This window comes from Halorubrum halodurans (assembly GCF_002252985.1).
In the GTDB taxonomy this organism is placed as follows: domain Archaea; phylum Halobacteriota; class Halobacteria; order Halobacteriales; family Haloferacaceae; genus Halorubrum; species Halorubrum halodurans.
This window is the reverse complement of record NZ_NHPJ01000092.1, coordinates 80,396-95,913: the sequence shown is the minus strand read 5'-3', so window position 1 is coordinate 95,913 and position 15,518 is coordinate 80,396. Positions and strand designations below refer to the sequence as shown.

Here is a 15,518-nt window from a genome sequence, read left to right as displayed (position 1 = left end):
CCCGAACGGCGTTTCAACGTTTCGTCTCCCGGATATCGTCGGTCGCGGCGGCCGTCGCGTGCGGCGACCGAAACGAAACCGGCGTCGGATCCGGGAACTACTCGTCGACCGAGACGTCGCCGGCATCGACGTCGACGGCGGCCTCCTCCTCGGCGGCGATCTCCGCGGGGCGCGCCTCGAGGGTCAGCTTCTGGACCTCGACGCGGCGAAGCGGGTAGATCGTCTTCGCGTCGGCGTAGACGGCCGACGAGAGGTTCCCGTCGACGATCGCGTCGACGAACTCCTCGAAGGTGCGCTCCTCGGCGGCGGCGTGGACCTTGTCGATCATGACGCGGCGGATCGCCTTCTCCTGGGAGCGGTCGGCCTTCTTCGTCGTCAGCGCGACCGGCTGGACGCGGATCCGGTAGTCGTCCGTCGTCACGACCGTGATCGACGCCTCGACCTTCGAGGCGCCGCGACGGACGAGCGAGCGCAGGTAATCGCGCGTCAGCTCGTACTTGATGAACTCGGTGTAGGCCGTGTCGCTGCCCACGTCCGTGATCTTGAACGTGAGCTTCGTGTTGTTCGCGCTGGAGTCGCCGGTGAGCTCGCCGAGCGTGGTCGTGATCGTGCGGCCGACCACCTGGTCGGGCTCGTCGGCGAGCGTCTCGCCGAGCTCCGCGCGGTCGAACTGTTCGGGTGCCTGTACGTCGTACCAGCGTTTCTGTTCTCTGCTCTTGGAAACTGATCGTTCGCTCATGTGTTGGTGTCGGTGTGTCGTGTGTCCGCGTCGGTGTCTCGTGTCTCCGCCGCGTCGACGGCCCCCTCGGCGGCGGCCGTCCCGTCGGCGGTCGTCTCGGTGCCGACCGCCCCGTCGGCGGCTCGGTGTTCGCGCGCCCGTTCGGCGATCCGTTCCGCGATCCGCAGGTTCACCACGTAGTCGTCGACGGTCGACCGCAGCCCCCCCGTCGTCGGGCGCTCGATCCGGCAGTCGATCGCGTCGCCGTCGACGCTGACCGCCATCGAGTCGGTGTCGTCGGGCGCGAGCGCGTCCGCGACGAGGCCGGCGTCGCCGTGGGTCGTCCGGACCGTCGCGGTCCGGGGCCCGTCCGCCTCGACCGCCGGGTCCTCCTCGTCGCTCGCGACCGGCGGTCCGTCCGCGCGGCCGTCGTCGCTCATAGCGCCCCCCGGAGCGCGGCCAGCGCGTCCGTCGGGTCCCCGTCGACGGCGATCCCGCCGCGGGCGCCGTCCCCCCACCCGTCGCCGCCCGCCTCGCGGGCGGCCGACCGGCAGGCGTCGCCGATCCCGCGGTCCCCGGTCGCGGCCGCCGCGATCGTCCCCGACGACTCGTCGAGGGCGATCGCGACCGGCTCCGGCGACCGGAAGTCCCGGAGGATCCGGGCGACCGTCGGGAGCACGCTCGCCGACGCGTCGACGCGGGCGACGAGGCAGCCGTCGTACCGGCCGGTCGTCGCGGCGTCGACGGCGCGGTGGGCGGCGGTTCCGTGGGAGCGCCAGGCGTCGACGGCGGCGGTCCGGAGGTCGTCCCCCGGATCGGTCGCGAGCGCCAGCGCGACGCCCGTACCCGGCTCCTCGCGCGCGAGGGCCTCGAGGACGTCGGCGTAGCCCCCGACCGTCTCGAACGGCGCGGCGTCCGCGGCGATCGCGTACGGTCGGAGCGCGCGTTCCACGGCCGAGGTGCTCCGCGCGCTCGCGCCCTCGGCGGCGGCGACGTCGACGGCGACGAGCGAGGCCAACCGTCGGTGGGCGTCCTCGTCGAGTTCGGTCGGGAGGTCGAGCGCCGCGACGGCGGCCCGCGTCGCCTCGACGTCCCCGGAGTACGGGGTCCGGAGCAGCGTCGAGGCCGCGATCCCGTCCGCCACGTCCACGGTCGGCACCGCCACGCCGGGGCGTCTGGAGACGGCTCCGGCGCGCTCCGCGGCCGCGAGCGCCTCGCCCGACCCGTCGGTGCCGGGGACGGATCCCGCGGCGACGGCGCCGGCCAGCGCGGTCAGCGGGTCGGGCTCGACGCCCAGTTCGCCGGCGACCGCGAAGGCGGCCGTGCTCGCGGGCCGTCCCGCGCCGGGGATCGCGTGTGGACCCCGCTCGACGCCGAGGACCACCGCCACGTCGTCGCTCGCCGCCTCGGGAACCGGATCGCGGGCGATCCGGACCTGAAACGGCACCGCGCGCTCCCGGAGCGCGCGGGCGAGCGTCCCGGCGGCCGCGAGCGCGTCGCCGTCGTCGGTCGCGACGAGCCGGACGAACGGCGCGTCGGCGAGGACGCTGGCGAGCGCGTCGGGGGCGGGCGCGGAGTCGGCGGTGGTCTCGGTCACGGGTGGTGGGTCGTCGGGTCGACTACTCCTCGAGGAGTTCGGCGGCGTTCTCGTAGGTGTAGGTGAAGTCCTCGGCGAGTTCGTCGCCGCGGTAGTAGTCCGCCAGCCGGCGGATCTTCGACTCCGTGTTCTGGAGCGCGCGCTTGTTCTGGTAGTCCTGTCCGTTCTCGGCCATGTGCTCACGCAGGCGGACCGCGCGGGCGAGCAGGTTCCGCAGGTCCTCGGGGAGGTCGGGCTCGGCGTCGTGCTCCTCGAGGATCTCGGTGACCTTCTTGCCGGTCGCGAGCTTGACGTCGGGCACCGGGACGCCCTTGACGCCCTCGTCACGCAGCTTGATGCCGATGACGCTGGGGTCGTGGCCCTGTTCCGCCAGTTCGACGACGCGGGACTCGATGTCCTCGGCGTCGACGTCGCTCCACTCCGGATTCTCGTCCGTCGCCGGCTTGTCCGAACCGGACGAACCGCGACGGCGCGTGTGCATTCGTGCCATTGTCTGAGATTGGAACGGCACAACCGCGTGTACGTGACCGTGCCCCGCGGGACGCGGCTCTCGGACCCGAGACGGGTCGCTGCCGCGTCACCGGAGCGACGGTGCACCGCTACGTTCCCAAGCCGTGGGCGAAGAGGCCCCGGCGCGTCGGATCCGAAGCTGTGCTGTTCCCACGGGAACCGTCGCCGTCGGGACGCTTAAACGTGTTCTTGTCGAGTTCGCGCCGAGCCGTCCCGGAACCGGTGCCCGCGAGCGCGTCGCCGACGGAAGGTAGCGCTTAAATTCCGCCTGTGAAATCGGTCGATAGGCGCGATGATCTCATGACAGACCGACCAGACGGCGCGGATCCGTCCGTATCGATGGGGGCCGGCGGCGGTTCGGACTCCGAACCGCGGATCAGTTTCTACGGCGGGAAGCGGGCGAGCGCGGTGCCGCTCGCCTTCTTCATCGTCTGGGCCGTCTTCCAGAGCGGCGTCCTCGGCATCGGCGACACGAACGGGCTGGTGATCGGGGCGCTGATCGGGACGATCCTCGGGATGTTCCTCGTCCGCGGCGACTGGAAGGCGTACGCGGACACGATCTTCGAGGGGATGACCCAGCGCGTCGCCGCGACGGCGATCGTCGCGTGGCTGTGGGCCGGCATGTTCGCCCAGACGCTCCAGGTCGGCGGCTTCGTCGAGGGGCTCATCTTCGCCGCCGACGCGCTGAACGTCGGCGCGGCGACGTTCCCGGCGGCCGCGTTCGTCCTCTGTGGACTGCTCGCGACCGGGATCGGGACGGGATACGGCGCGACGGTCGCGTTCGTCACGCTGTTCTTCCCGGCGGGGGTTCTCATCGGCGCGGACCCGACGCTGCTCTTCGCGGCGATCCTCTCGGGAGCCGTCTTCGGCGACAACCTCGCGCCGGTCAGCGACACGACGATCGTGAGCGCGGTGACGCAGAACGCCGACATCGGCGGCGTCGTCGCCTCGCGGTTCAAGTACGCGATCGTCGCCGCGGTGCCCGCCTTCGTCGCCTACCTCGTCATGGGGTCGCTGCTGTCGGGGGCGAGCCTCGAGGGGGTCGCCGCGCTCCGCGACACGGCGACGCCGGCGGGGCTGGCCCACCTGGTCTCGATGGGCGTGGTGATCGTCACCGCGGTCGCGGGACGCCACATCGTCGAGGCGATCTCGTGGGGGCTCGTCGTCGCGGTCGGGTTCAACCTCGCGTTGGGGCTCTCGTCGGTGCGCGAGATCCTCGTGTTCACCGTGACCGAGCCGGGACCGTTCACCGCGCTGCCGTTCGTCGCGGTGGGTGACGCGACGGGCGTCGGGGGCAGCCTCTACGCCGGCGCGATCGGCTTCTTCCCGCTCATCGTGTTGACCCTGCTCATCGTGTCGATGGCACAGATCATGATCCGCGGCGGCGGGTTCGACGCGATCCTGGAGTTCCTCCTGAACGCCGTCGCGACCACCGTCCGCCGCGCCGAGGTGACGATGGTGCTCGGCACCGCCGCGATCAACGGGATGATCACGATCAACACGGCCGCGGAGATCGCGATCGCGCCGTACGTCGCACGGATCGGCGAGAAGTTCAACATCAACGGCTACCGTCGGGCGAACGTTCTGGACGCCAACACGTCGGCGCTCGGCTACATCTTCCCGTGGGCCGGCGGCGTCCTCGTCGGATACCAGGTGATGGTCGGCCCGAACGGGCTCGGCACGAAGTACGGCCCGGAGATGGTCGTCAACCCGATCGAGGTCGTGCCGTACGTCTTCCACGGCTGGTTCCTCGTGATCGTCTTCCTGGCGGCGGCGGTCACCGGGTTCGGGCGGGAGTACGTCCCCGACCGGCCCTCCGAGGAGGTGTCGCGCGCATGAGCGCGCTCGAGAAGCTCCTCGCCGGGTGGTCGTTCAGGAGTTCGACCCCCGACTTCGAGCCGGGCGAGGTCCTCGAGGTGATGGTCACCGGTCGCGAGGGCGGGGAGGCGGTCGCGCGCGTCGGCGACTCCACGCTCCGGATCGAGGGCGCGCCGGACGACGCGGTGGACGCCCGCGTGCTGGTCGCGGTCGAGACGTGGGACGCGTCGACCCACCGCGGCACCGGAACGTACCGGCGGACGGTCGGCGAGAGCGCCTTCTGAGCCACCCTCGGGAGCCGCCCGTCCGCCGCCGCACCCGGACCGGGGCGCTTTTTAAGCCGACTCCCGAAGGATCGGGCGTGTTATCCGTCGAGCTGCACTCCCACTCGGCGCTGTCCCACGACGGGCGTGACCCGGTCGACCTCCTCCTGGAGCAGGCCGCCGCGGTCGGACTCGACGCGCTCGCCGTCACGGACCACGACGAGATCGACGCGAGCATCGAGGCGGCCGAGAAGGCGGCCGACTACGGGCTCGTCGGGATCGTCGGCATGGAGGTGACCTCCGCCGCGGGCCACGTGCTCGCGTTCGGGATCGACGAGCTCGTCCCGAGCGGGCTCCCGTTCGACGAGACGCTCGACCGGATCCGCGAGGCCGGCGGGATCGCGGTCGTCCCGCACCCCTTCCAGAAGACCCGCCACGGCGTCGCCGCGCACGTCTCCGACGAGCAGCTCGCGAGCGCCGACGCGATCGAGGTGTACAACTCCCGCCTCTTCACCGGGCGCGCGAACCGGCAGGCCGAGACGTTCGCCGTCCGGCGGAACCTCCCGATGACCGCCGGCAGCGACGCGCACATCTCCGAGATGGTGGGTCAGGCCGTCACCGAGGTCGGCGCGGACGAGCGCTCGGCCGAGGCGATCCTCGAGGCGGTCGCCGACGGCCGGACAAGCGTCGTCGGGAAACGCACGCCGTGGCGCGTCTCGCTCCGCCAGTTCGCCGGCGGGGCGAAGCGTCGGGCGCTCCGAACGATCGGGGACCTCCGGTGACCGTCCGGACGTCTCGCGTCGCGCCGGGGTGGTCCCGATGACCGACGACCGATCCGACGCGGTCCCCGACCGATCCGACGCGAGTCGTCTCCGCGGCGCGTCCGCGAGCCTCGTCGCCGCCGCGGTCCGCGACCGCGACCCGCTTCCGGGCACTCGGGGGTTCGCCGGGTTGCTGGCGGATCCGCCCGCGGCGGTCGACGAGCCGGACGGGACCCCCGACGGCGGCCCCGTCCTCGTCCGCGACGTCCTCGGGCGCCAGCCGCTGTTCGTCGAGGCCGACGCGGCCGACCCGACCCGTCCGGCGTCGTGGAGCTTCGACCGGAACGACCTCCGGAGCCCGGAGCCGGTTCCCGCCGGATCGATCGTCTCGGCCTCGGGCAGCGACCGCCGCTGGCCGCTCCCGACGCCCGCCCCCTCCGAGCCGGAACCCGCACGGACCGCCGTCGACGACGCGATAGGGACGGCCCTCGCCGACTTCGCCGCCGAGACGGACGATCCCTCGACCGGCCGGCTCGCCGTGGCGTTCTCCGGCGGCGTCGACTCGGCGCTCGTCGCGAGCGCGGTCCCGGACGCGCCCTGTTACGTCGCGGGGTTCGAGGGCTGCCACGACGTCGCGGCCGCACGCGAGGCCGCGGCCGGGATGGACCTGGACCTGCGGGTGGTGGCGCTCTCGCACGACGACCTCCGGCGGGCGATCCCCGCGGTGGCCGCCGCGACCGGCCGCCGGAACCCCATGGACCTGAACATCGCCGTCCCGCTGTACCTGACCGCGGAGGCGGCCGCGGCGGACGGGGTCGACCGGGTGGCGGTCGGCCAGGGGGCGGACGAGCTGTTCGGCGGCTACAGCAAGGTCGTCGACCCCGCGGCCGACGACCGGGTCGACGCCGACACCGTCCGCGGCGCGCGCACTGAGACGGTTCGGACGTTGCCCGCCCAGCTCGAACGGGACGTGTCGGCGCTGCGGGCCGCCGGTGTCGAGCCCGTGGCGCCGCTGCTCGACGACCGCGTCGTCGACGCCGCGCTCCGGCTGCCGGGCGAGCTGCTCGCGACCGCCGACGAGCGGAAGGTGGCGCTCCGGCGCGCCGCGGCCGGGCGCGTGCCCGAGTCGGCGTCCACGGCCGACAAGAAGGCGGTCCAGTACGGGACGTACGTCTCGCGGGAGATCGATCGACTCGCGCGGCAAAACGGGTTCAAGCGGCGGATGGAGGACCACGTCGGGCGGTACGTCGACGCGCTGCTCGAGGAGCACGCCGGCTGAGTTCCTCCCGTGGAAGGGACCGGCCCGCGCGGGCCGGCCCTGACCAAGCCGCGCGTCGGAGTACCAGTCCTGCGGCCGACGCCCGATCGATCCGGGCGCCATCGGAACCGAAGCCGGGTATCGTATAAAATCGGCGCAGTAGCGACAAATATAACCACCTGTCGTGGACGAAACACAACGATCTTCGAGGAGAACTCGAGAATTTCGGGACGAACGTCAGATCCCGGTCCCCCATCCGGAGCGGAATTCGACGCTTCGGTGGCGTGGCACGCGTTCGCCGCACGGCGCCCGTCCGCGTCGTCCCCGGTTCACCTGACGAGGTACGGGTCGCTGCCGGCGATGAAGCGACCGAGGTCGGACTCCCGCCGGAAGTCGGTCGAGCGGAGCTGCCGGAGCGCCCCGACCAGCTCGTCGGCGTCGCCGTCGTCCCACGCCGCGGGGTCCTTGATCGGGAGGACGAGCCAGCCCGACCCGAGCAGCTCCTCGCCGTGGAGCGCGTCCATGTCGACCTCGGTCTTCCACGCGCGGGCGGTGTACTGCCGGAGGACGTGGTCGGTGGCCTTCGCGCCCACCGGGAGGAGGACGTGGGCGGCGATCGCCCGGAGCTCCGCGTCGAAGTACCGCTCCATGTCGTCGTAGGAGGCCGCGGTCGGCTCCCCGTCGGGTAGACACATGTGGAGGTACGAGAGGTACGTTCGGTCCGTCGACGGCCGGCCGGCGTGGTCCTCCGCGGCTTCGGACGGACTGGCGTCCGCCGTTTCGGCCCGGCCGGCCTCCGTGCCGCCCCCCGCGAGGAGGCCGGCGTCGGCCAGCGCGCCGAGGAACGCCGGCGACCACGGCTCGCCGGTGAAGGGGATCCGCTCGTCGAGACCGCCGTGGACGCCGGGGTGGTCCCCGATCACGTGGAAGTCGGCGTTGGCGTCGCCGTACCCCGGAACGAACGCTGGACAGTCCGGCCGCATTCCGAACGGGTTGCGCGTGCGGTCGGTGACGTTCTTCACGGAATTCGGTAGGAACGCGACCCGTAATAGCCCGTTCGATACCGGGCCGCGCCGCCGAGCGTCCCACAGGTAGGCGCATGCGTGGCGAGGGATTCTCATAAGTTATGGAAACGAGCGGGGTTCGACGGGCTTGTGATACGCCTCGATCGCGATTCGGCGGCGGACGTTCAACGGATCCGAAACGTTCAACCGAATCGCTAGACCGCGGCGGGATCGACTCGACGCCCCGGTCACAAAGTATATATACGCCCCTCGACTCCGGACCATCGAAGACCCATGTTCGACCGCATCCGCACGGCGGCCCTCTTCGGGCTCCACCAGGCGACCGTCGCCATCGGGATCTCCGCGTTCCCCGTGGCCGTCTTCGCCCGCAAGCAGCTCGGCATCAACATCCCGGTTCACCGGCTCGTCGAGACCACCACCGAGGCCATCGAGGACGTCGAGGAGTAATCCGAGCGCATCGTTTTCCGTCGTTTCGTCCGACTCGACTCCCGGCGAGCCGCCGCTCCGGGCATCCGGATCGACGCCGCCGGCTGCCGGCCTGGTCCGGGCGGCTCCCGTCCGGGATATGGTCGTCGGAAGCGGCGGCGGGTCCCCGAAGGGTTGCCTTTATCAGCGCGAGGGGCCAACGGGGCGGTAATGCGAACACCGACCGACGATCTCTCCGACGGGGCGTCCCTCGAACTCGGCCGCGACCAGCCGGTCTTCGGCCCGGAGCTCGGCGAGTTCGAACACAGCGAGCGCCGCGCCGCACAGGCCGACGGCGAGGGCGAGATGAAGACCGGCACGACGACGGTCGGCATCCGCACCGCCGACGGCGTCGTGATGGCGACGGACATGCGCGCCTCCCTCGGCGGCATGGTCTCCTCGAAGGACGTCCAGAAGGTTGAGGAGGTCCACCCGCGCGGCGCGCTCACCATCGCCGGCTCCGTCTCCGCCGCCCAGAACCTCATCTCGACGCTCAAGGCGGAGACCAACCTCTACGAGGCCCGTCGCGGCAAGGACATGTCGATGGAGGCGCTCTCGACGCTCACCGGCAACCTTCTCCGCACGGGCGCGTTCTTCATCGTCCAGCCGATCCTGGGCGGCGTCGACGACGAGGGAGCCCACATCTACTCCATCGACGCGCTCGGCGGCACCACCGAGGAGGAGTACACCGTCACCGGCTCCGGCTCGCAGTACGCGCTCGGCGTCCTCGAACAGGAGTACCACGACGACGTCACCGTCGAGGAGGCGAAGGGCATCGCCGCGAAGGCGATCCAGTCCGCGGTCGAGCGCGACCTCGCCTCGGGCAACGGGATCAACGTCGCCGTCGTCACCGACGAGGGCGTCGAGATCACCCGCCACAAGGACTTCGACGACCTGCTGTAAGACCCCGTCCCGTTCTCTTCTCCCGTTCTCCGCCGCCGGAGTCCGCCTCCACGGCAGCTTCAGGCCCGGTCGACGTCCTCCTCCGGCGGCCGGATGCCGTCGCCCCAGTAGAAGCGCGGCCCCAGGAGCAGGTAGCCGCCGGAGAGGAACAGCAGCGCGAAGGCGAACCCCTCGCCGATCCACGGCGGGAGCGCGGCCGTGACCGCGTGTGCGACCGGCGTCACCACCACCGCCGCCTGGACGAACCCCATCACGAGCGCGTCCTGGGCGTGGAGGTCGGGGTACGTCACCGTCGACCCCATGAGCACCGCGAAGGCCGCGGTCGCGACGACGAGCGGGACGGCCGCGGTGTAGCCCGCCAGCACCGCGGCGGCGAGGACGGTCGCCGCGAGCGTCGTCGGGACGCCGACGGTCTCGCGGCTCCCGCTGTCGTAGGCCGTGTACAGTCCGAGCCGCGCGACCGCCATCGCGACGAAGAGCGCCGCGGCCCCGAGGCCGCCGGCGACGAGGAGCGGTCCCGCGGCGGCCGGGTCGTCGCCGAGGACGACGGCGGCGACGAGGGCCGCGGGCGCGACGCCGAAGGAGGCCACGTCGGCGAGCGAGTCGAGGAACGGCCCCGCCGGCGTCGACCCCTGGTGTCTGGCGACCACCCCGTCGAGTCCGTCGGCGATGGCGGCCAGGAGGATCAGTCGGGCCGCGAGCGCGGCGTCGACGGTGGCGGCGACCACCGCGAGGAAGCCGACCGCGGCGTTGGCCACGGTGACCGCGTCGGCGAGACCCAGCCGACCGACCCGCAGAGACATACCGGATCGGTCGACGACCCCGCTTTTAGGGTTTGTTATCCGGTCGGCGGCGCGGGCCCGTTCCGCGTCCTCCGGGCCGGACGGCCCGGACCGGGCCGCGGGCGAACTATTAAGCGTCCGATGGCCTAACCCACGGTATGGACTCACTTCCCCTCCAAACCGGGTTCGGACTGGTGAGCGTCGGCCTCCTGTTTCTCATGTTGGTGGTCGTCACGCTCTGGCAGTCCGTCGAGATCGTCGACGCCTACGACAAGGAGGCGTTGACGGTGTTCGGCGAGTTCCGGAAGCTGCTCGAGCCGGGTATCAACTTCATCCCGCCGTTCGTCTCGCGGACGTACGCGTTCGACATGCGGACGCAGACGCTGGACGTGCCGCGCCAGGAGGCGATCACGCGTGACAACTCGCCGGTGACGGCGGACGCGGTCGTCTACATCAAGGTGATGGACGCGAAGAAGGCGTTCCTCGAGGTCGACGACTACAAGAACGCCGTCTCGAACCTGGCCCAGACGACGCTCCGGGCCGTCCTCGGCGACATGGAGCTCGACGACACCCTGAACAAACGCCAGGAGATCAACGCCAAGATCCGCCGCGAGCTGGACGAGCCGACCGACGAGTGGGGGATCCGCGTCGAGAGCGTCGAGGTCCGCGAGGTCAACCCCTCGAAGGACGTCCAGCAGGCGATGGAGCAACAGACCTCCGCGGAGCGCCGTCGCCGGGCGATGATCCTCGAGGCGCAGGGGGAACGGCGGTCGGCGGTCGAGCAGGCCGAGGGTGACAAGCAGTCGAACATCATCCGCGCACAGGGGGAGAAACAGAGCCAGATCCTCGAGGCACAGGGGGACTCGATCTCGACGGTGCTTCGCGCCCGCTCGGCGGAGTCGATGGGCGAGCGCGCGATCATCGAGCGCGGCATGGAGACGTTAGAGGAGATCGGGAAGGGCGAGTCGACGACGTTCGTGCTTCCACAGGAGCTCACGAGCCTCGTCGGCCGCTACGGCAAGGCGCTCTCCGGCTCCGACGTCCAGGAGATGGAGGGCCTCGAGGGGCTGGAGTTCGACGAGGACACCCGGAAGATGCTCGGGCTCGACGACATCGACGAGATCCTCGGGCAGATCGACGAGGCGGCCCAGATGGACGTCGAGGAGCTCGAGAAGGAGGCGGAGGCGGTCAAGTCCGGCGACGCGGGCTCGAACATCAAGTCGGCCGACGAGGTCATCCAGGAGATGGACGAGGAGGTCCCCGAGGGCGAGGTCGAGCCGGCGGAGGAGAGCTGAGGCGGCGATTCGGCCGTTTCGGACCCGAGCGAAGCGCTTTTGCCGGGCGATCGCGTACCACGGAGCGTGACGGAAGAGGTCGACGAGCGGAAACGTCGGACGCTGCGGCGGTTCGCCGCCGTCGGAGCGGCGGCCCCGTTCGTCGGAACCGCGAGCGCCGCGGACGACACCAACGAGACGCGGGAGGCGATCCGCGGCTACGTTCCCGCCACGCCGGGCGCGCACTTCTCGAAGCTCCGCGACGACCTCCGGCTCGGGACGGGCGAGGCCCAGCATCACCTCCGGAAGCTCGAGGCGGACGGCGAGATCGAGTCGGCGAAGGACGCCGACTACCGGCGGTACTTCCCGGCCGGGCGGTTCGACGACCTCGACAAGTGCGCGCTCGGCTACCTCCGCCGGAAGACGCCGCGGGGAATGATCCTCACGCTGTTGTCAGACCCCGCGGCGACCGGCGCGGACCTCGCCGACGCGCTCGGCGTCTCTCGGCCGACGATAAGCGCCGCGGCGGGCGATCTGGCCGCCGCCGGCCTCCTCGACCGCACCGACGGCTACGAACTGACCGAGCCGGAGCGGCTCCTGACGCTCGTCGTGCGGTACGCGGACTCCTTCGACGCCGACGCGGTCGCGCTCGCCGACGAGGCGGCCACGCTCGTCAGGTACGACCCGTAGTCGCGTCGACGGCGACCCCGACGTCCGACTCAGGTCGTCACCATCCACGTCGTTCCCGACGAGTAGCCCCACTTCTCGACGTCGACGTCGGCGGCCGCGTCGGCGACCGCGCCCATGTTCGCGCCGACCTCCTTCGCGGAGAGACCGAGCTCGTCGGCGATCAGCCGCGATTTGAAGTACGTCCGGTCGTCCGCGTTGGCCCGGAGGTACTCGAGGATCCGGGTCTGTTTCTCGGAGAGGCCGGCCGGTTCGACCGCGACGGGCTCCGCGCGTGCCGTGCTCATGTCACTACACAGGGAGGGATCCCTCAAAAGGCGGTTGGTAGACCGGGTTAACACCGTCACGTCGTGCGGTTTCGACGCGGTAGCGGGGGCGTCCGCGCCCCGCCGACGGCTCGTTTCGGTACGAACCCCGAACCTCGAACCGACCGCTCGGACGCGGGCCCCGGATCGGGTCCGCGTCAGTACAGCTCGGAGACGAACGGGCCGAGCGCCCCGGAGACCGCGGCGGCGAGCGCGTCGGCGCGATCGAGGCCGCCGTTCGTCAGCGCGCCGGCGGCCCCGCCGCGTCGAGCGACGCCCGTCGTGTCGAGCACGTCGTCCATCACCGGCCCCAGTTCGGCGCCCCCCTCGATCCGGGCGGCGACGTCGTCGGGGAGCTCGAGGCTCGGCCCCGCGCCGCGGCCGACGCGGTCGCCGTCGTCGACCGCCGCCCACATCACGAGGAAGAGCCCGGCGGCGCCCTCGAACCGGGCGACGCCGCCCTCGAGGCCGACGCCGAGGTCGTACCCGCCCGCCTCGAGGACCGCCGCCGCGCGGTTCTCCGCGCCGGCGACGGTCTCGGCGTGGCCGGCCGGCTGCTCGCTCACGCCGGAGGCGACCGGGACGGACTCGACGGTCGGCGGTTCGCCCGCCGGGGCCTCGCCGCCGTCGTTCTCGAGTCCCGCGGTCTCGAGTGCCCGCTCGACCGCCCGCCGCTTCACGGGGTTGCCGCTGCCGACGCCCACCCGCGGCCCTCGGTCCCGCGTCACGGCTCCACCCCGCCGGCGAACAGCGCCGCGAGCCGTTCGATCCCCTCGATCAGGACGGGGCTCGGCTGGTTCAACAGCGAGTCGTCGATCACGTGGACCGGCGCGTCGATCCACTCCCGGTCGGCGACGGTCGCGGGGTCGACCCGGTCGCCGCGCCCGCAGACGTGAACGACGACGCGGTCGGGGTCGGCGGCGGCGACGGCCTCGGGGTCGACCTCGCGGGAGCGCTCGCCGGCGTCCACGAAGGGGTAGCGGCCGCCGGCCGCCCGGACCGCGTCGGGGACCCAGTTGCCCGCGGCCATCGGCGGGTCGGACCACTCCTCACAGTAGACGACGGGGCGGTCCGCGGTCGTGTCGGTCGTGTCGCCGCCCGTCCCGGCGGCCGCGTCGCCGACCGCCTCGATCCGCCCGCGGGCCTCGGCGGCCAGTTCCGCGCCCGCGTCCGGGCGGCCGACCGCGTCCCCGATCCCCCGGAACCCCTCGAGGACGTCCTCGAGCGTGGCCGGCTCCCGGTGGTCGACGGCGAGGCCCCGTTCGCGACACTCCTCCGCGATCCCGGCCTGGAGGCCGTCGCTCGTGAACACCACGTCCGGGTCGAGTTCGGCGACGCGGTCGAGGGACGGGGTCGTCCACCCGCCGACGGCGACGGGGTCCGTCCCGTGCGCCGACCCGGCGTCCGCCGGCGGGTCGCAGTGGTGAGTGACGCCAACCAGGCGCTCGGCCGCGCCGAGCGCCGAGAGGGTCGCGGTCGCGCTCGGCGCGAGGGAGACGACGCGAGGGTCGGTCATGGGTGGCGGGTTCGCTCCCGTCGGTCGAAAGGGTTCGGATCGCGGGGACCGGACCGATCGGGTCGACCGATCCCGGCCGGTCCGGCGACGTTCCTCGTGATCGATCGTGTTCATTCGTCGCCGGCGCGGCGACACGTTCCGGGTCTTTTAAGTTACGTTCGCCCGTCTACCGGACAAGACTGCTCCCGTGCGTTCTCGATTACACCGGGGGACAGAGAGCTATGACCGAACGACTACATACCCGAGGGAGTCGCACCCGCGGGGAGACGGAGGAGGAATCGGAAAGCACCGACGAGACGCTGCGCTGTCCGGAGTGTGACGGCCAGGTCATCAACGACGAGGAGCACGGCGAGACGGTGTGTGCGGACTGCGGGCTCGTCGTCGAGGCGGACTCGGTCGACCGCGGGCCGGAGTGGCGCGCGTTCGACTCCCGCGAGAAGGACGAGAAGTCCCGCGTCGGCGCGCCCACGACCAACACGATGCACGACAAGGGGCTGTCGACCAACATCGACTGGCGCGACAAGGACGCGTACGGCCGGTCGCTCGGCGCGCGCCAGCGCCAGAAGATGCAGCGGCTCCGCAAGTGGAACGAGCGGTTCCGGACGCGCGACTCGAAGGAGCGGAACCTGAAGCAGGCGCTCGGCGAGATCGACCGGATGGCCTCGGCGTTAGGGCTGCCGGACAACGTCCGCGAGACCGCCTCGGTCATCTACCGTCGCGCGCTCGACGAGGACCTGCTCCCCGGCCGCTCCATCGAGGGCGTCTCGACGTCCTGCGTGTACGCCGCCGCCCGGATGGCCGGCGTCCCGCGCAGCCTCGACGAGATCGCGGACGTCTCCCGCGTCGAGAAGGCGGAGATCGCCCGGACGTACCGCTACGTCGTCCGCGAGCTCAAACTCGAGGTCAAGCCCGCCGACCCCGAGCAGTACGTGCCGCGGTTCGCCTCCGACCTCGAACTCTCCGAGGAGTCGGAGATGCGCGCGAAGGGCCTGTTGAAGAACGCCAAGGAGAAGGGCGTCCACAGCGGGAAGTCGCCGGTCGGCCTCGCGGCCGCCGCCGTCTACGCCGCCGCCCTCCTCACCAACGAGAAGACGACGCAGGCCGCGGTCTCGGAGGTCGCGGACATCTCCGAGGTCACCATCCGCAACCGCTACCACGAGCTGCTCGAGGCCGAGGACGGCCTCGTCGCGTAAGCAACCGTCCACACGACACGCCGACACGACATGTCCCGCTCCCGCGACCTGCTCTCCGGCGGCTCGCTCGTCGCCGTCGCCGGCTGGTTTCTCGTCACCACGGGCGGGGGCGGCGGCCGCGTTCCCCTCCTCGTCGCCAGCGTCGGCTGCGGCGTCGCCGGCGTCGCGTACCTGCTCGCCGGGGCGGACGTCGACGCCGCGGTCGCCGGCCGCGACCTCACGCCCGATCGCTTCCGCGCGCTCGCGATCGTCGCGCTCGGCGCGTCGATCCTCGCGCTCGGGCTCGACGGCGTCGGCGACGGCCTCGACGCGCTCTCCGTCGTCCTGATCCTCGGCGGCCTCCTCGCGGTCGCCGCCGGCTGGCTCCGGGCCGTCCGCGGCGATCGACCGCGGCCGGACCGGGTCGCCGACGGGGAGAGTTAACTCCCCCACGGTCGAAGCAG

Annotated in this window: 19 protein-coding genes; 10 read left to right on the top strand and 9 right to left on the bottom strand. The window is 72.0% G+C overall.

The genetic code is table 11. The features are described 5' to 3' along the window. Positions 1-97: 97 nt before the first annotated feature. Genes DJ70_RS09750 through DJ70_RS09735 form a run of 4 tightly spaced genes read right to left on the bottom strand, consistent with a single transcriptional unit; the run spans position 98 to position 2,805 of the window. Entirely contained in the window at positions 98-739 is a 642-nt protein-coding gene (locus tag DJ70_RS09750; protein ID WP_094532401.1) for a 30S ribosomal protein S3ae, read from the bottom strand. Then, positions 736-1,158 (bottom strand): KEOPS complex subunit Pcc1, encoded by a 423-nt coding sequence (locus DJ70_RS09745; protein ID WP_094532398.1) that lies wholly within the window; start codon positions 1,156-1,158, stop codon positions 736-738. The genes DJ70_RS09750 and DJ70_RS09745 overlap by 4 nt, the downstream gene beginning before the upstream one ends. After that, complete coding sequence (locus DJ70_RS09740) at positions 1,155-2,315, bottom strand: exonuclease RecJ (protein ID WP_094532395.1); 1,161 nt, start codon at positions 2,313-2,315, stop codon at positions 1,155-1,157. Before DJ70_RS09740 ends, DJ70_RS09745 begins: the two co-directional genes overlap by 4 nt. Before the next feature lie 22 nt (positions 2,316-2,337). Beyond that, complete coding sequence (locus tag DJ70_RS09735; protein WP_094532393.1) at positions 2,338-2,805, bottom strand: 30S ribosomal protein S15; 468 nt, start codon at positions 2,803-2,805, stop codon at positions 2,338-2,340. Between the two features lie 320 nt (positions 2,806-3,125). On the opposite strand from DJ70_RS09735, the gene DJ70_RS09730 reads away from it, so the two are divergent. From DJ70_RS09730 to DJ70_RS09715, 4 genes are all read left to right on the top strand, one after another. After that, positions 3,126-4,664: a Na+/H+ antiporter NhaC family protein gene (locus tag DJ70_RS09730; RefSeq protein WP_094532391.1), complete on the top strand. Its 1,539-nt coding sequence runs from the start codon at positions 3,126-3,128 to the stop codon at positions 4,662-4,664. Continuing rightward, the gene (locus tag DJ70_RS09725; protein ID WP_094532389.1) at positions 4,661-4,927 is read left to right on the top strand and encodes a DUF7513 family protein; all 267 of its coding nucleotides are present in this window, start codon (positions 4,661-4,663) and stop codon (positions 4,925-4,927) included. The genes DJ70_RS09730 and DJ70_RS09725 overlap by 4 nt, the downstream gene beginning before the upstream one ends. A 77-nt stretch (positions 4,928-5,004) precedes the next feature. Beyond that, complete coding sequence (locus DJ70_RS09720; RefSeq protein WP_094532387.1) at positions 5,005-5,688, top strand: PHP domain-containing protein; 684 nt, start codon at positions 5,005-5,007, stop codon at positions 5,686-5,688. A 37-nt stretch (positions 5,689-5,725) separates the two neighbouring features. Continuing rightward, on the top strand, positions 5,726-6,946 hold the full coding sequence (locus DJ70_RS09715) for an asparagine synthase C-terminal domain-containing protein (RefSeq protein ID WP_094532475.1): 1,221 nt from the start codon (positions 5,726-5,728) through the stop codon (positions 6,944-6,946). Between the two features lie 308 nt (positions 6,947-7,254). On the opposite strand, the gene DJ70_RS09710 is transcribed toward DJ70_RS09715, so the two are convergent. After that, positions 7,255-7,947, bottom strand: coding sequence for a uracil-DNA glycosylase family protein (locus tag DJ70_RS09710; protein WP_094532385.1), 693 nt, complete (start codon positions 7,945-7,947; stop codon positions 7,255-7,257). Positions 7,948-8,223: 276 nt separating this feature from the next. Here DJ70_RS09710 and DJ70_RS17405 point away from each other — a divergent pair, with 276 nt between their 5' ends. Both DJ70_RS17405 and psmB read left to right on the top strand, forming a co-directional pair. Then, positions 8,224-8,397, top strand: coding sequence for a hypothetical protein (locus DJ70_RS17405; protein ID WP_179234027.1), 174 nt, complete (start codon positions 8,224-8,226; stop codon positions 8,395-8,397). Positions 8,398-8,586: 189 nt separating this feature from the next. Then, positions 8,587-9,318, top strand: a complete 732-nt coding sequence (gene psmB, locus DJ70_RS09705; RefSeq protein ID WP_094532383.1) for an archaeal proteasome endopeptidase complex subunit beta — start codon at positions 8,587-8,589, stop codon at positions 9,316-9,318. A gap of 59 nt (positions 9,319-9,377) precedes the next feature. On the opposite strand, the gene DJ70_RS09700 is transcribed toward psmB, so the two are convergent. Next, on the bottom strand, positions 9,378-10,121 hold the full coding sequence (locus DJ70_RS09700; RefSeq protein WP_094532381.1) for a protein sorting system archaetidylserine synthase: 744 nt from the start codon (positions 10,119-10,121) through the stop codon (positions 9,378-9,380). A gap of 137 nt (positions 10,122-10,258) precedes the next feature. Between DJ70_RS09700 and DJ70_RS09695 the strand changes: the two genes are divergently transcribed. Beyond that, positions 10,259-11,395, top strand: coding sequence for an SPFH domain-containing protein (locus DJ70_RS09695; protein WP_094532379.1), 1,137 nt, complete (start codon positions 10,259-10,261; stop codon positions 11,393-11,395). A 66-nt stretch (positions 11,396-11,461) separates the two neighbouring features. Beyond that, complete coding sequence (locus DJ70_RS09690; RefSeq protein WP_094532377.1) at positions 11,462-12,064, top strand: winged helix-turn-helix transcriptional regulator; 603 nt, start codon at positions 11,462-11,464, stop codon at positions 12,062-12,064. Positions 12,065-12,093: 29 nt separating this feature from the next. Here the strand turns inward: DJ70_RS09690 and DJ70_RS09685 are convergent, their stop codons facing one another. From DJ70_RS09685 to DJ70_RS09675, 3 genes are all read right to left on the bottom strand, one after another. Further along, entirely contained in the window at positions 12,094-12,348 is a 255-nt protein-coding gene (locus DJ70_RS09685; protein ID WP_094532375.1) for a DUF7123 family protein, read from the bottom strand. Positions 12,349-12,524: 176 nt separating this feature from the next. After that, the gene (locus DJ70_RS09680) at positions 12,525-13,094 is read right to left on the bottom strand and encodes a DUF84 family protein (protein ID WP_094532373.1); all 570 of its coding nucleotides are present in this window, start codon (positions 13,092-13,094) and stop codon (positions 12,525-12,527) included. Further along, a complete protein-coding gene (locus tag DJ70_RS09675; RefSeq protein WP_094532371.1) occupies positions 13,091-13,882 on the bottom strand; it encodes a cobalamin-binding protein in 792 nt (263 codons plus the stop codon). The genes DJ70_RS09680 and DJ70_RS09675 overlap by 4 nt, the downstream gene beginning before the upstream one ends. Positions 13,883-14,103: 221 nt before the next feature. On the opposite strand from DJ70_RS09675, the gene DJ70_RS09670 reads away from it, so the two are divergent. Together DJ70_RS09670 and DJ70_RS09665 are read left to right on the top strand one after the other, a co-directional pair. After that, the gene (locus tag DJ70_RS09670; RefSeq protein WP_066414566.1) at positions 14,104-15,075 is read left to right on the top strand and encodes a transcription initiation factor IIB; all 972 of its coding nucleotides are present in this window, start codon (positions 14,104-14,106) and stop codon (positions 15,073-15,075) included. 30 nt (positions 15,076-15,105) lie between these two features. After that, complete coding sequence (locus DJ70_RS09665; protein WP_094532369.1) at positions 15,106-15,498, top strand: hypothetical protein; 393 nt, start codon at positions 15,106-15,108, stop codon at positions 15,496-15,498. Positions 15,499-15,518 lie beyond the last annotated feature (20 nt).